18 protein-coding genes and 1 pseudogene are annotated in these 18606 nt (G+C 66.8%); 8 read left to right on the top strand and 11 right to left on the bottom strand.

Going from position 1 to position 18606, the window contains the following annotated elements:
• The first annotated feature begins 594 nt into the window (after positions 1 to 594).
• From paaG to paaK, 3 genes are all read left to right on the top strand, one after another.
• Complete coding sequence (paaG, locus tag AC1DO7_RS24795) at positions 595 to 1407, top strand: 2-(1,2-epoxy-1,2-dihydrophenyl)acetyl-CoA isomerase PaaG (RefSeq protein WP_441622716.1); 813 nt, start codon at positions 595 to 597, stop codon at positions 1405 to 1407.
• Positions 1408 to 1500: 93 nt separating this feature from the next.
• The gene (gene paaI, locus AC1DO7_RS24790; protein ID WP_441622727.1) at positions 1501 to 1902 is read left to right on the top strand and encodes a hydroxyphenylacetyl-CoA thioesterase PaaI; all 402 of its coding nucleotides are present in this window, start codon (positions 1501 to 1503) and stop codon (positions 1900 to 1902) included.
• 81 nt (positions 1903 to 1983) lie between these two features.
• Entirely contained in the window at positions 1984 to 3288 is a 1305-nt protein-coding gene (gene paaK, locus AC1DO7_RS24785) for a phenylacetate--CoA ligase PaaK (RefSeq protein WP_477116673.1), read from the top strand.
• Positions 3289 to 3327: 39 nt separating this feature from the next.
• On the opposite strand, the gene mltA is transcribed toward paaK, so the two are convergent.
• On the bottom strand, positions 3328 to 4485 hold the full coding sequence (gene mltA, locus AC1DO7_RS24780; protein ID WP_441622712.1) for a murein transglycosylase A: 1158 nt from the start codon (positions 4483 to 4485) through the stop codon (positions 3328 to 3330).
• 88 nt (positions 4486 to 4573) lie between these two features.
• On the opposite strand from mltA, the gene AC1DO7_RS24775 reads away from it, so the two are divergent.
• Positions 4574 to 4795, top strand: a complete 222-nt coding sequence (locus tag AC1DO7_RS24775) for a hypothetical protein (RefSeq protein ID WP_441622710.1) — start codon at positions 4574 to 4576, stop codon at positions 4793 to 4795.
• A gap of 30 nt (positions 4796 to 4825) precedes the next feature.
• Here the strand turns inward: AC1DO7_RS24775 and apaG are convergent, their stop codons facing one another.
• Positions 4826 to 5200, bottom strand: a complete 375-nt coding sequence (gene apaG, locus AC1DO7_RS24770) for a Co2+/Mg2+ efflux protein ApaG (RefSeq protein WP_020201965.1) — start codon at positions 5198 to 5200, stop codon at positions 4826 to 4828.
• 186 nt (positions 5201 to 5386) lie between these two features.
• Between apaG and rpe the strand changes: the two genes are divergently transcribed.
• From rpe to trpE, 3 genes are all read left to right on the top strand, one after another.
• Positions 5387 to 6097: a ribulose-phosphate 3-epimerase gene (gene rpe, locus AC1DO7_RS24765; RefSeq protein WP_441622708.1), complete on the top strand. Its 711-nt coding sequence runs from the start codon at positions 5387 to 5389 to the stop codon at positions 6095 to 6097.
• A complete protein-coding gene (gene gph / locus AC1DO7_RS24760; protein WP_441622706.1) occupies positions 6094 to 6825 on the top strand; it encodes a phosphoglycolate phosphatase in 732 nt (243 codons plus the stop codon). Before rpe ends, gph begins: the two co-directional genes overlap by 4 nt.
• Positions 6826 to 7292: 467 nt before the next feature.
• Positions 7293 to 8810, top strand: coding sequence for an anthranilate synthase component I (gene trpE, locus AC1DO7_RS24755; RefSeq protein ID WP_441622704.1), 1518 nt, complete (start codon positions 7293 to 7295; stop codon positions 8808 to 8810).
• A gap of 83 nt (positions 8811 to 8893) precedes the next feature.
• Here trpE and dhaK read toward each other — a convergent pair whose 3' ends face one another.
• The 9 genes and pseudogenes from dhaK to AC1DO7_RS24710 form a co-directional block, all read right to left on the bottom strand.
• Complete coding sequence (gene dhaK / locus AC1DO7_RS24750) at positions 8894 to 9883, bottom strand: dihydroxyacetone kinase subunit DhaK (protein ID WP_441622702.1); 990 nt, start codon at positions 9881 to 9883, stop codon at positions 8894 to 8896.
• Between the two features lie 5 nt (positions 9884 to 9888).
• Positions 9889 to 10530, bottom strand: a complete 642-nt coding sequence (gene dhaL / locus AC1DO7_RS24745; protein ID WP_441622700.1) for a dihydroxyacetone kinase subunit DhaL — start codon at positions 10528 to 10530, stop codon at positions 9889 to 9891.
• Positions 10527 to 11546, bottom strand: a complete 1020-nt coding sequence (locus AC1DO7_RS24740; RefSeq protein WP_441622698.1) for an ABC transporter ATP-binding protein — start codon at positions 11544 to 11546, stop codon at positions 10527 to 10529. Before AC1DO7_RS24740 ends, dhaL begins: the two co-directional genes overlap by 4 nt.
• On the bottom strand, positions 11539 to 12630 hold the full coding sequence (locus tag AC1DO7_RS24735) for an ABC transporter ATP-binding protein (RefSeq protein ID WP_441622696.1): 1092 nt from the start codon (positions 12628 to 12630) through the stop codon (positions 11539 to 11541). Before AC1DO7_RS24735 ends, AC1DO7_RS24740 begins: the two co-directional genes overlap by 8 nt.
• Positions 12631 to 12633: 3 nt before the next feature.
• Entirely contained in the window at positions 12634 to 12828 is a 195-nt protein-coding gene (locus AC1DO7_RS24730; protein ID WP_441622694.1) for a hypothetical protein, read from the bottom strand.
• Positions 12825 to 13787: a carbohydrate ABC transporter permease gene (locus AC1DO7_RS24725; protein WP_441622692.1), complete on the bottom strand. Its 963-nt coding sequence runs from the start codon at positions 13785 to 13787 to the stop codon at positions 12825 to 12827. Before AC1DO7_RS24725 ends, AC1DO7_RS24730 begins: the two co-directional genes overlap by 4 nt.
• Positions 13784 to 14591, bottom strand: a pseudogene (locus AC1DO7_RS24720) (carbohydrate ABC transporter permease). The gene AC1DO7_RS24725 and the pseudogene AC1DO7_RS24720 overlap by 4 nt, the downstream one beginning before the upstream one ends.
• 76 nt (positions 14592 to 14667) lie before the next feature.
• A complete protein-coding gene (locus AC1DO7_RS24715; RefSeq protein WP_441622688.1) occupies positions 14668 to 15990 on the bottom strand; it encodes an ABC transporter substrate-binding protein in 1323 nt (440 codons plus the stop codon).
• Between the two features lie 117 nt (positions 15991 to 16107).
• Complete coding sequence (locus AC1DO7_RS24710) at positions 16108 to 17127, bottom strand: LacI family DNA-binding transcriptional regulator (protein WP_441622686.1); 1020 nt, start codon at positions 17125 to 17127, stop codon at positions 16108 to 16110.
• A gap of 620 nt (positions 17128 to 17747) precedes the next feature.
• On the opposite strand from AC1DO7_RS24710, the gene AC1DO7_RS24705 reads away from it, so the two are divergent.
• Positions 17748 to 18599, top strand: coding sequence for an ABC transporter substrate-binding protein (locus tag AC1DO7_RS24705; protein WP_441622684.1), 852 nt, complete (start codon positions 17748 to 17750; stop codon positions 18597 to 18599).
• The last annotated feature ends 7 nt before the right edge of the window (positions 18600 to 18606 follow it).

The following is an 18606-nucleotide window of genomic DNA, read 5'->3' as shown; positions in this document are numbered from 1 at the left end:
GGGTCACCAAGCCCACGCGTCCGCGCGTCTCCACCAGAATGTTCTCGTACGGCATGTGTTCTCCTCTTTGGATATGGATCGGGATGGGGATATATCAGTCGTCCGCGAGACGATACTCGCTCCGGGAATCGCTGGCTATACGGCGCGCGGGCCATGCTGGCACCTGCCGGCCGCTGAGGCACGCTCGCCCGATCGCTTCGAGCGGAGCCGGAAATGGCCAACCCGTTTGCCCCAGATCGTGGCGCCGCCGCCTCAGCGTGGCGCCCGGCAGTATTACGCTACTGGTCGGTTTGCCGGGGGCGCTCGGCGCTTGCCTCGTCGTGCTCATCCGGGCCGTGCGGTGCGCCGAAGTCCGCCTCGCGCCATACCTGGCGGCCCTGGGTTTTCATCCGTGCCACACCATCCCTCACCCGGCCGAAATAATGCTACCATTGCCCGACCGACTGGTCGGTTAATTTTTAATGTGCGGCAGATCCCTCTATATAGAAGAGGAACCGCGGCCGCGTGCCGGGTACCGGGATCCGCGCCATCGGCCCCGATCCGCGATCGCACCGCGGCCAGGACTACCAGCCACCATCAAGGCAGGAGACAAAGATGCCAGATACGCCCCCTCAGGCCAGCCTGACTTCCGGCCCGGTATTGCTAGCCTGGCATGGCCAGGTCGCAGTGATCACCCTCAATCGTCCCGACAAGCTCAATGCCTTCACGCGCGAGATGCATGGCGTGCTCCAGCAGGCGCTCGACCATGTCGAGGCCGGCGGTGCCCGCGCCCTCCTGCTGACGGGGTCCGGCCGCGGCTTCTGCGCCGGGCAGGACCTGGCCGACCTGGACTTCACCCCGGGCGCCATGACTGACCTGGGCGAGTTGATCGATGTCTGGTTCAACCGGCTGATCCGCCGCCTGCATAAGCTGCCCTTGCCGGTGATTGCCGCCGTCAACGGTACCGCCGCCGGCGCCGGCGCCAACCTGGCGCTGGCCTGCGACATGGTGCTGGCGGCGCGCTCGGCCAGTTTTATCCAGGCCTTCGTCAAGATCGGCCTGGTGCCGGATTCCGGCGGCACCTGGCTGCTGCCCAAGCGCATCGGCATGGCGCGCGCCATGGGCCTGGCCATGACCGGCGACAAGCTCAGCGCCGACGAGGCCGAAAAATGGGGCTTGATCTGGGAGGTCATGGACGATCCCTTGCTGCCCGAGCAGGCGCTGGCGCTGGCCACCCACCTGGCGGCGCAACCCACGCGCGCGCTGGCGGCCATCAAGCAGGCCATGCACGCCGGGGCGACGCAGGGGCTCGATGCCCAGCTGGACCTCGAGCGCGACCTGCAGCGCGAGCTCGGCGCCTCGCACGACTACGCGGAAGGCGTGAACGCCTTCCTGGAAAAGCGCGCGCCCCGCTTCAGCGGGCGCTAGCACCACGGCTTTCGTCCCCCGCCCCACCAGGAGACCAGCTTGACCCAGCTTCCCCAGACTCCCCAGGCCCTCGCCGAAGCGGCCGCCGCCAGCATGTACGAAGCCGATGCCTGCAGCCGCTGGCTCGGCATCACCCTCGAAGCCGTGCGCCCCGGCTATGCGCGCCTGTCCATGCCGGTGCGGCAGGAGTTCCTCAACGGCCATGGCATCTGCCACGGCGGCCTGATGTTCACGCTGGCCGACTCGACCTTCGCCTTCGCCTGCAACAGCCACAATATCAATACGGTCGCGGCCGGCTGCAGCATCGAGTTCCTCAAACCCGTGCAGGGCGGCGACCTGCTGACGGCCGAGGCTACCGAGCAGGTCCTGTCCGGGCGGCATGGCATCTACGATATCCGCGTCACCAACCGCGCCGGCGAGACGGTGGCGATGTTCCGCGGCAAATCCGCCCAGATCAAGGGGCACGTGGTCGCCCCGCCCGGGCCCGCGCGGTAAGCTCCCTATCCGTACGCATACCAATCGAACGCATACCAGTCGAACGCAAGCCAGAAACATAAGCCCCGCGCAGGAGACAATATGAGCACGCGCCTCACAGATCTGCCGCTAGAGCCGATCGAGACCGCCAGCCGCGACGCATTGCAGGCCTTGCAGCTTGAACGGCTGAAATGGTCGCTCAACCACGCCTACGGGAATTCGCCGGTCTACCGGCGCAAGTTCGACGAGGCCGGCGTGCATCCGGACCAGTTGCGCACGCTGGCCRACCTTGCCCGCTTTCCGTTCACCTCCAAGCAAGACCTGCGCGACAACTATCCGTTCGGCATGTTCGCCGTGCCGCAGGACCGCATCGCGCGCATCCATGCCTCGTCGGGCACCACCGGCAAGCCGACCGTGGTGGGCTACACGCTCCGCGACATCGAGACCTGGGCCACGGTGGTGGCGCGCTCGATCCGCGCGGCCGGCGCGYGGCGCGGCGACAAGGTGCACATCAGCTACGGCTATGGCCTGTTTACCGGCGGGCTCGGCGCGCATTACGGCGTGGAGAAGGCCGGGCTCACCGCGATTCCCTTCGGCGGCGGCCAGACCGAGCGCCAGGTGCAGCTGATCCAGGATTTCAAGCCCGAGGTGATCATGGTCACGCCCAGCTATATGCTGGCCATCGCCGACGAGTTCGAGCGCCAGGGCATCGATCCGGCCTCCACCTCGCTGCGCGTGGGCATYTTCGGCGCCGAGCCGTGGACGCCGGAAATGCGCCTGGCSATCGAGAARCGCATGGGCATCTCGGCTGTGGATATCTACGGGCTGTCCGAAGTGATGGGCCCGGGCGTGGCCAGCGAATGCGCCGAGACCAAGGACGGCCCGACCATCTGGGAAGACCATTTCTATCCCGAGGTGATCGACCCGGACACCGGCGCAGTGTTGCCCGACGGCGAATTCGGCGAACTGGTCTTCACCACGCTGAGCAAGGAAGCGCTGCCGATCGTGCGCTACCGTACCCGCGACCTGACCCGGCTGCTGCCCGGCACCGCCCGCGCCGCCTTCCGCCGCATGGAGAAGGTCACCGGCCGCTCGGACGACATGATGATCATCCGCGGCGTCAATGTGTTTCCCTCCCAGATCGAGGAGATGATCCTCAAGCACCCTGAGCTGGCGCCGCATTACCAGTGCGTGCTGACCAGGGACGGCCATCTCGACGTGCTGACCGTGCGCGTGGAATGCGCACACGGCGTGGAGCCTGGCGCCACGCAGCAGGCCAGTGCGCAGCTGACCTACGACATCAAGGCATATATCGGGGTGACCGTGGGCATCGAGATCCTGCCCGCGGGCGGCGTGGAACGCTCGGTGGGCAAGGCGCGCCGCATCGTCGACCAGCGCCCGCGCTGACGAGGCAGCCCGGCCCGCGGCGGGCCGGGCGTACTCGCGTCAGCTGCGCGGCATCAGCACCCACATGCGCCCGCCCTGCTTCATGCGGCCGGCCGCTTCGCCCGCCGCATCGCCGGCGCCCCAGAAAAAGTCCGCGCGCACTCCGCCCTTGATGGCCGATCCCGTATCCTGCGCGAACATCAGGCGCTGGATCGGTTCGGCCGACAGCGGCCTGGTGGTGGAGAGGAAGACCGGCACCCCCAGCGGGATCGTGGCCGGGTCGACCGCGATCGAGCGCTCGGCCGTCAGCGGCACCCCCAGCGCGCCGACCGGGCCTTCATTGGTCGGCGGCAGCTCACGGAAGAACACGAAGCGCGGATTGACGTTGAGCATTTCCTCGACGCGGCCCGGATTGGCGCGCGCCCAGCCCTTGATGCCCTGCATGGTGGCCTGCGCGGGCGTGATCTCGCCGCGATCCAGCAGCCACTTGCCGAAGGAGCGGAACGGCTGGTCGTTGGTGCCGCCGAAGCCCACGCGCATCACGGTGCCATCTGCCAGGCGGATGCGGCCCGAGCCCTGGATCTGCAGGAAGGCGGCCTCCACGGCGTCGTCCACCCACGCCAGTTCCTGCCCGCGCAGCGCCGGGTTCTGCAGCAGTTCGCCGCGCGCCGGCAGCGGCCGGTTGCCCCATTGCGGCGGCTTGCGGTAGAGCGGGACCTGGTACTGGCCCTGGCGCGTGCGCGAACCGTGCAGGATGGGTTCGTAGTAGCCGGTGATCAGGCCGCTGTCGGTGCCGTCGCCGTTGACCACGCGGAACGGCTGGAAGTTGGACTCGAAGTAGGCGCGCATGGCGCCCAGGTCGCCGGCGTCGACCATCAGGCCGATCGCGCAGACGCGGTTCCACTCGGCGCGCTTCTTCAGTGCCTGGCAGCTGGCCTGCAGCGCCGGCCACGCGGCGCGCACGTCGTCCTGGCCCCAGCCGCCGATTTCGGCCCAGCTGGCCGCCTGCAGTTGCCCCTTCTGCGCGGAGGCGGCCGGCGGCGTCACGGGCTGCGTGCCAGGGCCTTCGATGCGCGGCGGCGGGCCGCTCATGCAACCGGCCAGCAGCGCAGCCGCGGCGGACAGCCCGAGCCAGCCGAGCCGGCGGGCCCCTGCGGCGCCGCGCGAAGCGCGCGCGGGAGGAATGGGTAAGCGGAAAAAGGAATCCAGGTATGCCATCTTGATTGGGTGAGTACGCGGAGACAGGCGGCCGGTCGCATCTGCGGATGCCCTACAATGCCCAGCGTCGCCTCCACGTGGTCCTGTCATGAGCAAGTTTTTCGAAGCCCATCCCATGCTGCTGTTCGCCCTCGAGGCCGGAGTGGCGCTCTTCTTGCTGATCTTCATCGTGGTCTGGACCATGGGCACGGCGAAGAAGAACCCCCGCCCCACCCGCGCGCCGGACGATCACCCTTCGCGCGCCGGCCAGGGCGACAGCCAGTCCGGCGCCCACGCCCGACAGGATCAGGACAGCACGCCAGGCCGCTAGGTTTCGCACCGCGCGGGCGGAAGGCCGCTCTCAGTGGAGCATGCGCGGCAGTACCAGCGCGAACTCCGGGATCGGCACCTCGAAGCGATGGCCATCCTCGGCCACGCAGAAATACTCGCCCTTCATCGAGCCGATCGGCGTCGAGATCGTGGCCCAGCTGGTGTACTCGAAATGCTCGCCCGGCTTGAGCAGCGGCTGGTGGCCCACCACGCCGAGGCCCGCCACTTCCTGCGTGCCGTTGTCGCTATCGGTGATCACCCAGTGGCGAGAGATCAGCTGCGCGGCCACCTCGCCGGTGTTGTGGATGGTGATGGTATAGGCGAAGGCGTGGCGCCCGCGCTCGGGGTCGGACTGATCGGCCAGGTACTGGGTACGCACGGCCACGGAAAACGCGTATTCGCTCATTGTCGGCACATCACGGCGGGCTAAGGTAGGCGCATTGTGCGGCAAGGCCGGGGGGGCGGCAAGCCGGGCCCCGCCGGCAGGAGGGCCGGCGGCGGGGCCGCCCGGCAGCGAAACCCCGCCCGGGAAGGGTAAAATAGCGGACTTCGCGCTGGAATTGCGCTGAACGCACCCCACGAGCCCGCCGCCATGAGCACCCCCGACTACCGCATCGCCCCGTCCATCCTGTCCGCCGATTTCGCCCGCCTGGGCGAAGAAGTCAAACGCGTGACCGCGGACGGCGCCGACTGGATCCACTTCGACGTGATGGACAACCATTACGTGCCGAACCTGACCATTGGCCCGCTGGTGTGCGAGGCAATCCGTCCGCACGTGACGGCGCCCATCGACGTGCACCTGATGGTGCGCCCGGTGGACCGCATCGTCCCGGATTTCGCCAAGGCCGGCGCCAACATCATCACCTTCCACCCGGAAGCCAGCGAGCACGTCGACCGCACCCTGGCGCTGATCCGCGACCACGGCTGCCAGGCCGGCCTGGTATTCAACCCGGGCACGCCGCTGAACTACCTGGACCACGTCATGGACCGCCTCGACGTGATCCTGCTGATGTCGGTCAATCCCGGCTTTGGCGGCCAGTCCTTCATCCCCGAGACGCTCAACAAGCTGCGCGCGGTGCGCCGGCGCATCGACGAATACGCGGAGCGCAGCGGACGGCGCATCCTGCTGGAAGTGGACGGCGGCGTGAAGGTGGACAACATCGCCGAGATCGCCGCGGCCGGGGCCGATACCTTCGTGGCCGGCTCGGCCGTGTTCGGCAAGCCGGACGCCGACGGCGGCTACAAGGGCGTGCTGGGCGCCCTGCGCGCCGAACTGGCCAAGGCCGGCAAGGCAGGCCAATGAGCGCGGCCCGGCTCAAGCGCACCGACTGGCACGGCATCCGCGCCGTCATCGTCGACCTGGACGGCACCATGGTCGACACCGCGGGCGACTTCCATGCCGCGGTCAATGCGATGCTGAGCGCGCTGGTGCGCCTGCACCCGCAGCTCCGCCCCGCGGCGCCGCTGGGCCGGGAAGAAATCGTCAGCTTCGTCGGCAAGGGCTCGGAAAACCTGATCCGGCGCGTGCTCGACGCGCGCTTCCCGCCGGCCCACGCCAATGGCATGTTCGCCGATGCGCTGGCCCTGTACGACCGCGAGTACCTGCGCATCAACGGCCAGTTCTCGCAGGTCTACGCCGGCGTGGGCGAGGGGCTGGCAGCGCTGAAGGCGGCCGGCCTGCGCCTGGCCTGCGTGACCAACAAGCCACACAACTTCACCGAGCCGCTGCTGGCCAAGACCGGCCTGGCGCGCTTTTTCGAACTGGTCTACGGCGGCGACGCCTTCGCCCTGCGCAAGCCCGACCCGCTGCCGCTGCTCAAGGTGGCCGATGCATTCCGGCTCGAGCCGGCCGAGATTGCCGCCATCGGCGACTCGGAGAATGATGCCCAGGCGGCACGCGCGGCCGGCATGGGTGTGCTGCTGGTGCCCTATGGCTACAACCATGGCAATCCTGTACAAGGCGTCGACGCCGATGGTATAGTCGATTCCATTGCCCAGGCTGCAGAGGTGTTTGCAGCACACCGGGCATGATCCCCGCGGCCCGAGGCACCACCCGAACCGCCGCATCCAAACCGTAAATCGCTGAACACGATTTCATGTTTCTGAACCGCAAACGCATCTCTTCTGGCAGTGATCGGCAGGCCTGGCCCTGGCGTCGCTGGCGCGCCTCCCAACAGGCGTAAAGTGCGTTCGCGAGTCTCCTGACCGCCCCCGTTTTCCTGCATCGCCGCGGTACCGGCCGATGCACTAAGATGGAACGGGGCCGGCCAGGCCGGCAGGTTGCCGGACCTTCACAGAATTTCCAGCCGCCCGACATCCCAGGCATTGCGCCTGCTGTCACCCGAACGCGCTGCACGCCCACCCCGGCCGTGCGCGGACTGCTGTCCGTGCCAGGTCCTTCCCCGGGGCGGGTCTGACGACCTTCCAGCCCCAAACTGCCGACACCGCGGCCGAGCGCACAGCCCAGGGCACCCGCGCCGCCGCACAAGAGGATCGACATGACCGAACTGGAATTCAAATCGCTGGCCGAGCAGGGCTACAACCGCATCCCCCTGATCGCGGAAGCCTTCGCCGACCTGGAAACGCCGCTGTCGCTGTATCTCAAGCTGGCGCAGTCGCAAACGCGCGGGGTCAACACCTTCCTGCTCGAATCGGTGGTGGGCGGCGAGCGCTTCGGCCGCTACTCCTTCATCGGCCTGCACGCCCGCACGCTGCTGCGCGCCTCCGGCATGCGCACCGAGGTGGTCACCGACGGCCGCGTGGTGGAAACCCACGAGGGCAACCCGCTCGACTTCATCGCCGATTTCGAGAAGCGTTTCAAGGTGGCGTTGCGCCCGGGGCTGCCGCGTTTCTGCGGCGGCCTGGCCGGCTACTTCGGCTACGACGCGGTGCGCTACATCGAGAAGAAGCTGGCCAGCACACAAAAGCCGGACGACCTCAACCTGCCCGACATCCAGCTGCTGCTGTGCGAAGAGCTGGCCGTGATCGACAACCTCTCGGGCAAGCTCTACCTGATCGTCTACGCCGACCCGACCACGCCCGAGGCCTATGCCCGCGCCCGCCAGCGCCTGCGCGAGCTGCGCATGAAGCTGCGCCAGCCGGTGGATGTGCCGATCACCAGCCCCTCGGTGCAGACCGACGTCTACCGCGAATTCGACAAGGCCGACTACCTCACCGCCGTGCACAAGGCCAAGGAGTACATCATGGCCGGCGACATGATGCAGGTGCAGATCGGCCAGCGCCTGGTCAAGCCGTACCGCGACTCGCCGCTGACGCTGTACCGCGCGCTGCGCTCGCTGAACCCGTCGCCGTACATGTATTTCTACAACTTCGGCGACTTCCAGATCGTGGGCGCGTCGCCCGAGATCCTGGTGCGCCAGGAAAGCCGCCGCACCGGTACCAACGGCGAGCAGCGCGAAGACCATATCGTCACCATTCGCCCGCTGGCCGGCACCCGCCCGCGCGGCAACACGCCGGAGAAGGACGCGCAGCTGGCCACCGAACTGCTGAACGATCCCAAGGAAATCGCCGAGCACGTGATGCTGATCGACCTGGCGCGCAACGATATCGGCCGCATCGCCGAGATCGGCTCGGTCAAGGTCACCGACCAGATGGTGATCGAGAAATACTCGCACGTGCAACACATCGTCAGTTCGGTGGAAGGCACGCTCAAGCCCGGCATGAGCAACCTCGACGTGCTGCGCGCCACCTTCCCGGCCGGCACGCTCTCCGGCGCGCCCAAGGTGCACGCGATGGAAATCATCGACGAGCTGGAGCCGCGCAAGCGCGGCATCTACGGCGGCGCGGTGGGCTACCTGTCCTTCGGCGGCGAGATGGACCTGGCCATCGCTATCCGCACCGGCATCGTCAAGGACGGCAACCTGTATGTGCAGGCCGCCGCCGGCATCGTCGCCGACTCCGACCCCGAAGCCGAATGGAGGGAAACCGAAGCCAAGGCGCGCGCCGTGATCCGCGCCGCCGAGCAGGTCCAGGACGGACTGGACTCGGATATCTGACGGTTTCGACACGGCGGGCCGCGGCGGGCCCGCAGAGGCCGCAGAGGGCAGGACCCCGGCACCGGCGTCCTGCCCCTGCCGCGCTACATCCCCCAGCGCAGCGCCGGCGTATGCACCGGGCTGTCCCAGTGGTGCAGCATCTCGTCGTCAGGCACGCATAGCGTGACAGACGCGCCCGCCATCTCGAGCGAAGTCGTCAGGGCGCCGACCAGCGCCCGCCCGACCCGCAGGTCCCGCTGCTGCAGCCACAGGCGCGTCGAGTTGAAGAGCAGGTATAGCTCGCTCAGCGGCGTACCACCCAGGCCGTTTACGAGCACCAGCAACTCGGTGCCAGCCGGCGGCCGGAGGTCGTCGACGATCGCCGTGAGCAACTCGCCCGCAATGGTATCGGCCGATGCGAACCTGGCGCGGCGCCTGCCCGGCTCGCCGTGAATGCCGACGCCGACCTCGATCTCGTCCTCGCCGATCTTGAACGTGGGCGTACCCGCCGCCGGCACGGTGCAGCTCGTGAACGCCACGCCCATGGTCGCCGTGCGCTTGTTGATGCGGTCGCCGAACGCCTTGCATTGCTCGAGGCTGGCGCCGCCTTCGGCCATGCTGCCGACCATCTTCTCGACGATCACCGTGCCCGCCACGCCGCGCCGCCCGGTCGTGTAGCTCGAGTTCTCGACCGCGACGTCGTCGTTGATCAGCACCATCTCGTTGGGCACTTCCGACATCTCCGCGGCCATCTCGAAGTTCATCACGTCGCCGGAATAATTCTTCACGATGAACAGGACCCCGGCGCCGGTATCGACCGCCTTGGCCGCGGCCATCATCTGGTCCGGCGTGGGCGAAGTGAAAATCTGCCCGGGGCAGGCGGCGTCCAGCATGCCGTAGCCGACGAAGCCGCTGTGCAGCGGCTCGTGCCCCGCGCCGCCGCCGGACACCAGCGCGACCTTCCCTGGCTTCAGGGCCTGGCGCCGCACGAACACCGGTTCGGTATTGAGCGCGACCAGCTCGCCGTGCGCGGCGGCGAACCCGGCCAGGCTCTCGGTCAGAAAATCGTCGACGTGATTGATGAATTTTTTCATGGTCTCTACTCCTTGCCGTCGATCGATTGAGCCAGTCGTTCGCACACCGCCTTGATCATGAGCTGGCTGGAGCGCGCGCCGGGGTCCAGGTGGCCGCGCGAGCGCTCGCCGAGGAACGATGCGCGGCCCTTGGTGGCGACCATGTCGCGGGTGGCCAGCATGCCCTGCTCCGCCACGCGCGGCAGTTCGTCGAGCACGGTGCGGGCGGACGCGCCCGCCGCGGCGAGCTCCTCGCCGCGCATCGCCACGGGAATCAGCACATCCATCATGGTCTTGCTGCCCACGCCGGTCTTCCCGCGCAGGCCGACCGCGTCGACACCGGCGGCGTAGATGCGCGCGAACCCCGCGACATCCATGGCCTGCGCGGGCACCGCCTTCGCCATGCCGCTGAGCAGCGAATAGAACAGCGGACCGGCCGATCCGCCGACCGTGGACAACACCTTGGCCGCGGCGAGTTCCAGCGCCGCCCCGGGTGCCGCCGCCTCGATCTCCGCGCGCAGCGAGCGCAGCGCCTCCATGCCGCGCAGCAGGTTGAAGATATGGTCGCCGTCGCCGATCTGCTGGTCGAGCAACGCGATCTCGTCCATGTTCTCTCGCAACGCCGCATGCGCTGCGTCGATGCATGCCATGACCGTCTTGCCGTTCATGTCGGGATCCTCCTGCCGTCGGAGCGGAAATATAAGAGGCTGCGTGCTGGCAGCGAAACGCCAACGGATTGCCCGAGGCTGAAATTGCGCTCGCCCACGCTGGTCGCGACCACGGTCGTGCCTTGGTGATCCAGGATCAACAGGTGCCGCAACGGCGAGTACTCGAGCACCTTCAAATCGAGCACGTGGCTCTCCTGCGCCTCGTGCACCACGATGTCTTCCGGGCGGATGGCCACCGTGGCCGTCTCCGCCGGCACCGCCACCGAGTCGAACAAGGCCGGCGGCAGCAGGTTGATGGGGGGCGAGCCGAGCCGCTGGGCCGCGCTCAGCGACGCCGGGTTGCCGTAGACCTCGCGCGGCGTGCCGATCTGCACCAGGCGGCCGTGCTCCAGGATGCCGATGCGGTCGGCCAGCGTGGTGGCCTCGACCTGGTCGTGCGTGACGTAGAGGATGGTCGCGCCGATGGTGCGGTGCAGGCGCTTGAGCTCGATACGCAGTTCCTCGCGCAGCTTCGCATCGAGCGAAGACAGCGGCTCGTCCATCAGGAACACGCGGGGTTCGCGCACCAGCGCGCGCCCGATGGCCACGCGCTGCATCTCGCCGCCCGACAGGTGCGTTGCCATATTGTCGAGCTTGGAGCCGATATGCAGCATCTCCGCCACCGCCTGCACGCGCGCGCGGATCTGCGCCTCGCCGGTGCGCCGGCGCGGCGCGCGCAGCGGGAAAGCCAGGTTGCCGAACACCGTCAGGTGCGGATACAGCGAGTATTGCTGGAAAATGAACGCCACATCGCGATCGGACGGGTGCACGCCGGTGGCCACCTCGCCGTCGATCAGCACATCGCCGGCATCGGGCCGCTCCAGCCCCGCGATCAGGCGCAGCGTGGTGGTCTTGCCGGCACCGCTCGGCCCCAGCAGCACGACGAACTCGCCGTCCTTCACGTCGATCGAAAGATCGTCGACCGCGCTCACGTCGCCAAAGTGCTTCGACACATTGCGCAACTGGATTTCAGCCATGCCGGTCTCCCGCCTGCGTCGCGCCGGGCAGCAGGCGCCCCGACGCCTCGTCGTAAAGCAGCGTGCGCTCCTTGCGGAACGACAGGCCGACCGGCGCGCCCGCCGCCAGGCCTTCGTCCTTGCCGACCCGCGCGCGCACCACGCCCAGCGCCGTCTCGATCATCAGCACCTGGTGCGAGCCGAGGTACTCGTCCGCGATCACGCGCCCGCGCAAGGGGCTGCGCTCGTCGATGACGATATGCTCCGGGCGGATGCCCAGCAGCGCGCGCTCGGCCGCCATTGCGCAGCGCGGGACCGGCACCGGCGCGCCGCGCAGGAAGACCTGTTCCTGGCCGGCGGCGACGGCGCCGTCGACCGCCAGGAAGTTCATCGGCGGGCTGCCGATGAAGTTGCCCACGAACACCGTCGCCGGAAAATGATAGATCTCGTGCGGCGCGGCAGCCTGCAGCACCTCGCCCTCGTTCATCACCACGATGTCGTCCGCCATGGCCATCGCCTCGCTCTGGTCGTGCGTGACGTACACCGTGGTGGCGGCGAGCGCGTTGTGCAGCTTGCGCAGCTCCAGGCACATCAGCTCGCGGAAATCGGCGTCCAGCGTGCCCAGCGGCTCGTCCATCAGGAATGCCTTCGGTTGCCGCACGATGGCGCGGCCGAGCGCCACGCGCTGGCGGTCGCCACCGGACAAGCCGCCGGTCTTGCGGTCCAGGATGGCTTCGATGCGAAGCATGCGCGCCGCCGCGCCGACGCGCGCGGCGATCTCATGGCGAGGCAAATGCTCGTTGCGCAGCGGAAAGGAGATGTTGTCGCGCACCGTCATGTGCGGGTAGAGCGCGAACATCTGGAACACGAAGGCGATGTCGCGCTGGCGAGCGCGCAAGGCGGTCACGTCCTCGCCGTCGATCAGGATCTGACCGGCGCTCGGCAGCTCCAGCCCGGCAATCATGCGCAGCGTGGTGGTTTTGCCGCAGCCCGAAGGGCCGAGCAGGACCACGAAGCGCCCGGCGCCGACAGTGAGGTTGGTGTTGCGCACCGCGACGAAATCGCCGAAGCGCTTGTGCAGGTTCGCCAGCGCGATGGTGGCCATGGTTCAGTCCGGGAAATGGCTGGTGACGACGAACGCGGCCGCGCCCACGAGGATCACCGGGAACGACCACGTGAACAGCGCCAGCGAAAACGGCTGCACAAGCATCGCGATACCAGTGCCGATCACTGCCGTCGCCGCACCTTCGCCGAAGCGCCGGCGCAGCATGCGGGGCCGGCGCGCAACTGTCGGGTTTTTCATTTGCGGACCGCTCCGAAGGTAATGCCCCGCAGCAGGTGCTTGCGCAGCACGACGGTGAAGAACAGGATCGGCAGGACGAACAGCGTGGTGGCCGCCGCCACCGCCGGCCAGTCCTGCCCGCCCTCGCCGATGATGAAGGGAATGAACGGCGGCATGGTCTGCGCATCGCCGCTGGTCAGCAGCAGCGCGAACGCGTATTCGTTCCAGGCGAAGATCAGGCAGAAGATCGCGGTCGCCGCGATGCCGGTGATCGCCTGCGGCAGCACCACCTTCACGAAGGCCTGCAGCCGCGTGTATCCGTCGACCAGCGCCGCCTCTTCGTACTCGCGCGGGATCTCGTCCATGAAGCCCTTGAGCAGCCACACCGCCAGCGAAACGTTGACGGCCGTGTACAGCACGATCATGCCGAGATAGCTGTCGCTCAGCCCCAGCGCGCGGTACATCAGGTAGATCGGGATCGCCACCGCGATGGGCGGCATCATCCGCGTCGACAGGATGAAGAACAGCAGGTCATCCGCCCACGGCACCTTGAAGCGCGAGAACGCGTACGCCGCCAGCGTGCCGAGGAAGACCGCGAGAAAGGTCGAGCCGAAACCGATCACCAGCGAGTTGACGAAGCGCGGCAGGACCTTGGACGGCCCGGCGATCACCATGCCGCGCTTGCGCACGTCGCGCTCGTACCAGGTCTGCGCGGGCGGCAGGCTCGCGATGAACTCGGGCGTCTGCCGCGAGCGGATCGTGAACAGGTTGACATAGCCTTCGAGCGACGGCTGGAACGAAACGACGGGCGGATAGGCGATGGCGTCTTCCTGCGTCTTGAAGCTCGTCATGATGATCCAGACCATCGGCAAGGTCGCGATCAGCGCATAGGCGATGACCACGATCGCCGCGAAGGTCTTGCCGCGCGTCGACGCGGCCACCACCGAATGCGCGCCGGCGGGCTGTGCTGTCTTGCTCATCGCTGTTTCACCCGGTTGAGTGCCTTGATGTAGATGTTCGCCGCGCCGAACACCGTGACGAACAGGATGATCGCCAGCGCCGACGAGTAGCCGGTCTGCCACTTCTCGAACGCGGCGCGCGAACTGCCGCCACGGCGTGGCGCGATCCACTTCCGCGGCTTCGTAGATGTATTCCGGGATCGAGCGCAGCCCGGCCAGGCAGATCAGCATGACGTAGGGCGTCCACATCCAGGTGTCGACCATCACGATGGTCCATGGCGCAAGCGAGACGTCCCCGATCATCTGGAACGAGCCTGGCGCAACGCCCGTGAAGAAGCTCACGATATCGTTGAACAGGCCTGTCTGCGGCTGCAGCAGGAAGGTCCAGAAATTGCCGACCACGGCCGGCGACAGCATCATCGGCAGCAGGATCAGGGTGGTCCAGAAACTGTGCGTGCGAAAACGCCGGTTGATCAGCAAGGCCAGGCCGAAGCCCAGCAGCACCTCCAGCCCGACCGACCAGAACACGAAGCGCGCGGTGACCTGCATGGCGTACCAGATGTCCTCGTCCGTCAGGATGTCGACGTAGTTGTCGATGCCGACGAAGCGCGCCGGGATGCTCGGCATGTTCGACTTGAAGTTCGTGAACGACAGCCGCAGCGCCCAGATCAGCGGAAAGATGTTGACCGCGAGCAGCAGCAGGATCGTGGGGAGAATGAACAGCCATGCGATCGTGCGGTCCGACAGGCCGCGCAGGCGCGCGGCACCGTGCACCGGCGCAGCGGCTGCCAGGTTCTGCGCGGGAAAAGGCTTGTCTGCCAGCATGGCTGACTCCTTGTCGCGGGCCGGCGGCGGCCGGCAAGCCCGATGCATGTCGCCGCAATGCCCGCTCGTCTCGGTTTCAGTTCTTTCCTTCCGCCTTGAACACCTTGTTCCAGTCCTTCACCAGCAGGTCGAGCGCCTCCTTCGCCGTACCCTTGTCGGCGACGACGTAGTCATGCACGCGCTTCTGCATGTCGAGCAGGAGTTCGGCATAGGCAGGCTCGGCCCAGAAGTCCTTGACGATTGCCATCGACTTCAGGAACGCCGGCGCGAAGGGCTGGCTCTTGGGAAAGTCAGGCGCATCGACCACCGACTTGGCCGCCGAGTAGCCGCCCAGCTCCCACCACTTCTTCTGCACCGCGGGCTGGGCAAACCACTTGATGTACTCGAGCGCATCGGCCTTGTGATCCGAATAGGAGACCACCGAGATGCCCTGCCCGCCAAGCTGCGTGAACTGCTGCACCTCTTTCGGATTGACGAAGAAGCCGATCTTGTCGCCCCCCACGTTCGGGTCCTTGTAGAGGCCGGGGAAGAACGCGAACCAGTTCATCTGCATCGCCACCTGCCCGGACTTGAACGCGTCGAGCCCTTCCTGCATGTACGCGTTGGTCATGCCCGGCGCGGTGCAGCACTTGTACAGCGCCTTGTAGAACTCCAGGCCCTTGACCGCACCCGGCGAGTTGACGAAGCCCTCGAGGCGATAGGGCTTCTTCGGGTCCTGGTACTGGAAGCCGAAGTTATAGAGCACGTTGGTCACGCCCATCGTGATGCCCTCGGAGCCGCGTTCGGTGAAGATATACGCGCCGTACACGGTCTTGCCGTCGATCTTGCGCCCCTGGAAGAACTCGGCGGTCTGCTTGAGCTCATCCATCGTGGTGGGCGGCTCCAGTTCCCTCTTGTACTTCTGCTTGAACTCCGCGCGCAGCTCCGGCCGCGCGAACCAGTCCTTGCGATAGGTCCAGCCCACCGCGTCCGCCATCGCGGGCAGGGCCCAGTAGTTGGGCGTGTTCTTCGGCCATTCGGCATACCCCACCACGGTGGCCGGCACGAAGTCGTTCATCGAGATATTGTTCTTCGCGAAGAAATCGTTGAGCTTGACGTAGTGGCCGTTCACCGCCGCGCCGCCGATCCACTGGCTGTCGCCGATGATCAGGTCGCACAACTTGCCGTGGGAATTGAGTTCGTTGAGAAACCGGTCCGCATAGCTGGTCCAGGGCACGAACTCGAATTTCATCTGTATGCCGGACTTGGCCGTAAAGTCCTTCGACAGCTCGACCAGCGCGTTGGCCGGATCCCACGCCGCCCAACATAGCGTCAATTGCTTCGCCTGCGCGTGCGCGCCGGTTGCCAGTCCCAGTGACAAGGCGGCCGCCGCCATCACCCTTGCTAATAGACGTAACATTTGTCTTCTCCTTTTACTTCCCAGTTGTCTCCATTCCTGCTGACAAGCAACGTCCATGCGCCGGGCGCTGTATTTCGGCTCTGGCAAATTCAAGCGTCAGTCCGGGTGTCGCGAGCATCAGGCATGCGCATTCTCACGAAGATAGATTCGGGTTTCCGGCGTGGGGATCGCAAGCGCCCCGCGCACATCGTTCAGGAAGTCCACCGCGGCAAGACCCGCGCGATGCACGATGCCGCGCACGTCCTGGTCCAGGATCACATCGATCGCGCGCCCGGACAGTTGCTCGCGCGTGTCCGCCGTGCGCTCGTGGCCGATCAGGAAGATGCGGGCCTTGTCGCCGGAATCCTGCAAGGCCGAGGCAATGCCGCGGATGCCGCCGCCGGTGACGTAGATGCCGACCAGGTCGGCGTGACGCGCCAGCAAGCCCTGCACGGCCAGGTCGGCGCCGTCGTCGTCCTCGGTGAAGTCCGGCTCGGCGATGCCGCGCAGATTGCGGAAATCCTCCTCCAGCACCTGCGAAAAGCCGGTGCGCCGCTCCACCTGGTCATGCAGGCGCGACGACCCCGACAGCACGGCGACCGAGCCGATCCGCGAGCCGAGAAAGCCGCCCATCAGCAGCCCGGCCGTGCGCCCCGCAATGCGGTTGTCCACGCCGATGTAGGCGGCGCGGCGGCTGCCCGGCAGATCGGAGAACGCCGTGACGACCGGCACGCTCGCGTCGCTCAGTTCCTCGATCAGGCGGCCGACCCACGGGTAGTCGAGCGGCACCAGGACCAGCGCGTCGTACCCCGCCGCCTGCTCGGCAAAGCGCGACGTGTCGCGCTGGCTGGCGAAGTCGCAGCGGTAGAACGAAGGGATGACGCGGTGCTCGCGAAAGAAACTGGCAGACAGCGCGATGTCGCGCTCGACCTGGTCGAGGAAGCGGGAATTGATCTGCGGGAGGACGAATGCAATGCGAAACGCAGCCGCCTTCGGCGGGCGCCCGCGGCTGGCCCGTTCGTCACGCAGGTCCGCGAGGGCCTGGTGGACGCGGGCAGCCGTCTCGGCACGCACGGAGGCATCGTCGCGCAGCACACGATCGACCGTGGCGACGCTGACGCCAGCCCGGCGCGCAATCATCATACGTGTCGCCGGCATGGTCTCCTCCAGTGCCGAGATACGGTTCACTTTGTATGTCTAAGGTAGTTTTCCGGACGCCAAATGCAAGCATTTTCGCGAGGATAAATGCGTCATTTGCTGACGTCATTTCCGCTGCAATCCGGGGGCGGGATGCAGCCGGCAGCAACGGACATCGGTCGAGGCTCGTGATGAAAAATGCACAACCTTCGGGCCGCGCGTGCCGTGAAGAAGCGAAGGTTTTCAAAGCGCGTCCGGCGACAGTAATGGCCGGCCGCATCGTATTGGCTAGCCGGTGCGGGCACCGGCACCACCAACGCCATATCCGGGACCCGCGAGCGCAGTTTGATGCCCCGGGCCCGGCGTGATYGGCCAGGTGATGCCGGTTGGCATGGTGTGGGGTACGTGATCGCGTTCGGCGCTTATCTTCCCGCCCTGCTCCGAAAGGCCTTGGTGAAAGGAGTCCCCCCACGGGCTTGTGCCGCCGTCTGTCGATGCGCTAGGGAAAATACCCATTTCTCCTGCTTATCCACTGTCCCAGAATCATCGAAATTGTTCAACAATCCTCGGCAGCAAAATGCCTCTCGGTGCAAGGAAGACCGAGTTTTTTGCGGGTTCCAGTGCGTTCAGCAGGAGTAATCATGTCCACTTCGACCTTGGCGTCGTCGCGGCGCCGACGCACGGCCGCCGTGGCCGCGCTGATCTTGTGCGCGGCCTCCACATGGGCGCTTGCCGCCTCCACCATCAAGGCCGACAGTCTGACGATCGGCTCGGACCTTACCTATCCCCCCTATGCCTACATGGAGGCTGGCAAGCCTGTTGGCTTCGATGCCGACTTCTCCCGTTTGCTGGCGGCCAAGCTGTCGCTCAAACCCGTATTCGTGGATACCCGCTTTCCTGACCTGATCCTGGGGATGCGTGCGCGCCGTTTCGATGCGATTGCTTCGGCGCTCTACGTGACGTCGGAGCGCTCGAAGCTGATCGATTTCATTCCCTACCTGAAGACGGGCGCGTCTCTGGTGGTGCTGGCGGCAAGCCCGTATGCGCCGCCGTCGCCCGAGGCGCTTTGTGGCAAGCGTGTGGCATCGATCAAGGGCGCCTCCTGGACGCCCAAGCTGCGCAAGGTGTCGCGCGAGACTTGCCGGCCGAAGGGCGAGGACGAGATCAAGGTGCTGGAGTTTCCTACTTCGCCCGAGGCCATGATGGCGCTGCGTTCGCAGGCAGCGGACGTCATGATCGAGGATGCGGCCGTGGTCCACGGCATGCTTGCGCAGTCGCAGAACAGCTTGAAAGTCACCTCCACCTCGCTGCTTTACCCCATCGTGATAGGGCTGGGTCTCCACAAGGAGGCCCAGCAATTGCAGGGCGAGCTAAAGATGGCTTTGCAGCGCGCCCACGATAGCGGCGAATACCAGGCCTTGCTCACCCGCTACGGGCTTGAAGCGCCTACCGCCGCAGAAGTCCAGAGCGCGCTCATCGGCACGAGCCAGTAACGCCGCA

This window comes from Cupriavidus sp. 05N40, from assembly GCF_056397305.1.
The sequence above is the reverse complement of the archived record's forward strand: the minus strand, read 5'-3'. Positions and strand labels throughout refer to the sequence as shown.

Bases quoted from the DNA above. Each gene is read 5' to 3' on its own strand.
- paaG (WP_441622716.1), top strand. From the start codon at position 595: ATGCCAGATACGCCCCCTCAGGCCAGCCTGACTTCCGGCCCGGTATTG.
- paaI (WP_441622727.1), top strand. From the start codon at position 1,501: ATGTACGAAGCCGATGCCTGCAGCCGCTGGCTCGGCATCACCCTCGAA.
- mltA (WP_441622712.1), bottom strand. From the start codon at position 4,485: ATGGCATACCTGGATTCCTTTTTCCGCTTACCCATTCCTCCCGCGCGC.
- AC1DO7_RS24775 (WP_441622710.1), top strand. From the start codon at position 4,574: ATGAGCAAGTTTTTCGAAGCCCATCCCATGCTGCTGTTCGCCCTCGAG.
- apaG (WP_020201965.1), bottom strand. From the start codon at position 5,200: ATGAGCGAATACGCGTTTTCCGTGGCCGTGCGTACCCAGTACCTGGCC.
- rpe (WP_441622708.1), top strand. From the start codon at position 5,387: ATGAGCACCCCCGACTACCGCATCGCCCCGTCCATCCTGTCCGCCGAT.
- gph (WP_441622706.1), top strand. From the start codon at position 6,094: ATGAGCGCGGCCCGGCTCAAGCGCACCGACTGGCACGGCATCCGCGCC.
- trpE (WP_441622704.1), top strand. From the start codon at position 7,293: ATGACCGAACTGGAATTCAAATCGCTGGCCGAGCAGGGCTACAACCGC.
- dhaK (WP_441622702.1), bottom strand. From the start codon at position 9,883: ATGAAAAAATTCATCAATCACGTCGACGATTTTCTGACCGAGAGCCTG.
- dhaL (WP_441622700.1), bottom strand. From the start codon at position 10,530: ATGAACGGCAAGACGGTCATGGCATGCATCGACGCAGCGCATGCGGCG.
- AC1DO7_RS24740 (WP_441622698.1), bottom strand. From the start codon at position 11,546: ATGGCTGAAATCCAGTTGCGCAATGTGTCGAAGCACTTTGGCGACGTG.
- AC1DO7_RS24735 (WP_441622696.1), bottom strand. From the start codon at position 12,630: ATGGCCACCATCGCGCTGGCGAACCTGCACAAGCGCTTCGGCGATTTC.
- AC1DO7_RS24730 (WP_441622694.1), bottom strand. From the start codon at position 12,828: ATGAAAAACCCGACAGTTGCGCGCCGGCCCCGCATGCTGCGCCGGCGC.
- AC1DO7_RS24725 (WP_441622692.1), bottom strand. From the start codon at position 13,787: ATGAGCAAGACAGCACAGCCCGCCGGCGCGCATTCGGTGGTGGCCGCG.
- AC1DO7_RS24715 (WP_441622688.1), bottom strand. From the start codon at position 15,990: ATGTTACGTCTATTAGCAAGGGTGATGGCGGCGGCCGCCTTGTCACTG.
- AC1DO7_RS24710 (WP_441622686.1), bottom strand. From the start codon at position 17,127: ATGCCGGCGACACGTATGATGATTGCGCGCCGGGCTGGCGTCAGCGTC.
- AC1DO7_RS24705 (WP_441622684.1), top strand. From the start codon at position 17,748: ATGTCCACTTCGACCTTGGCGTCGTCGCGGCGCCGACGCACGGCCGCC.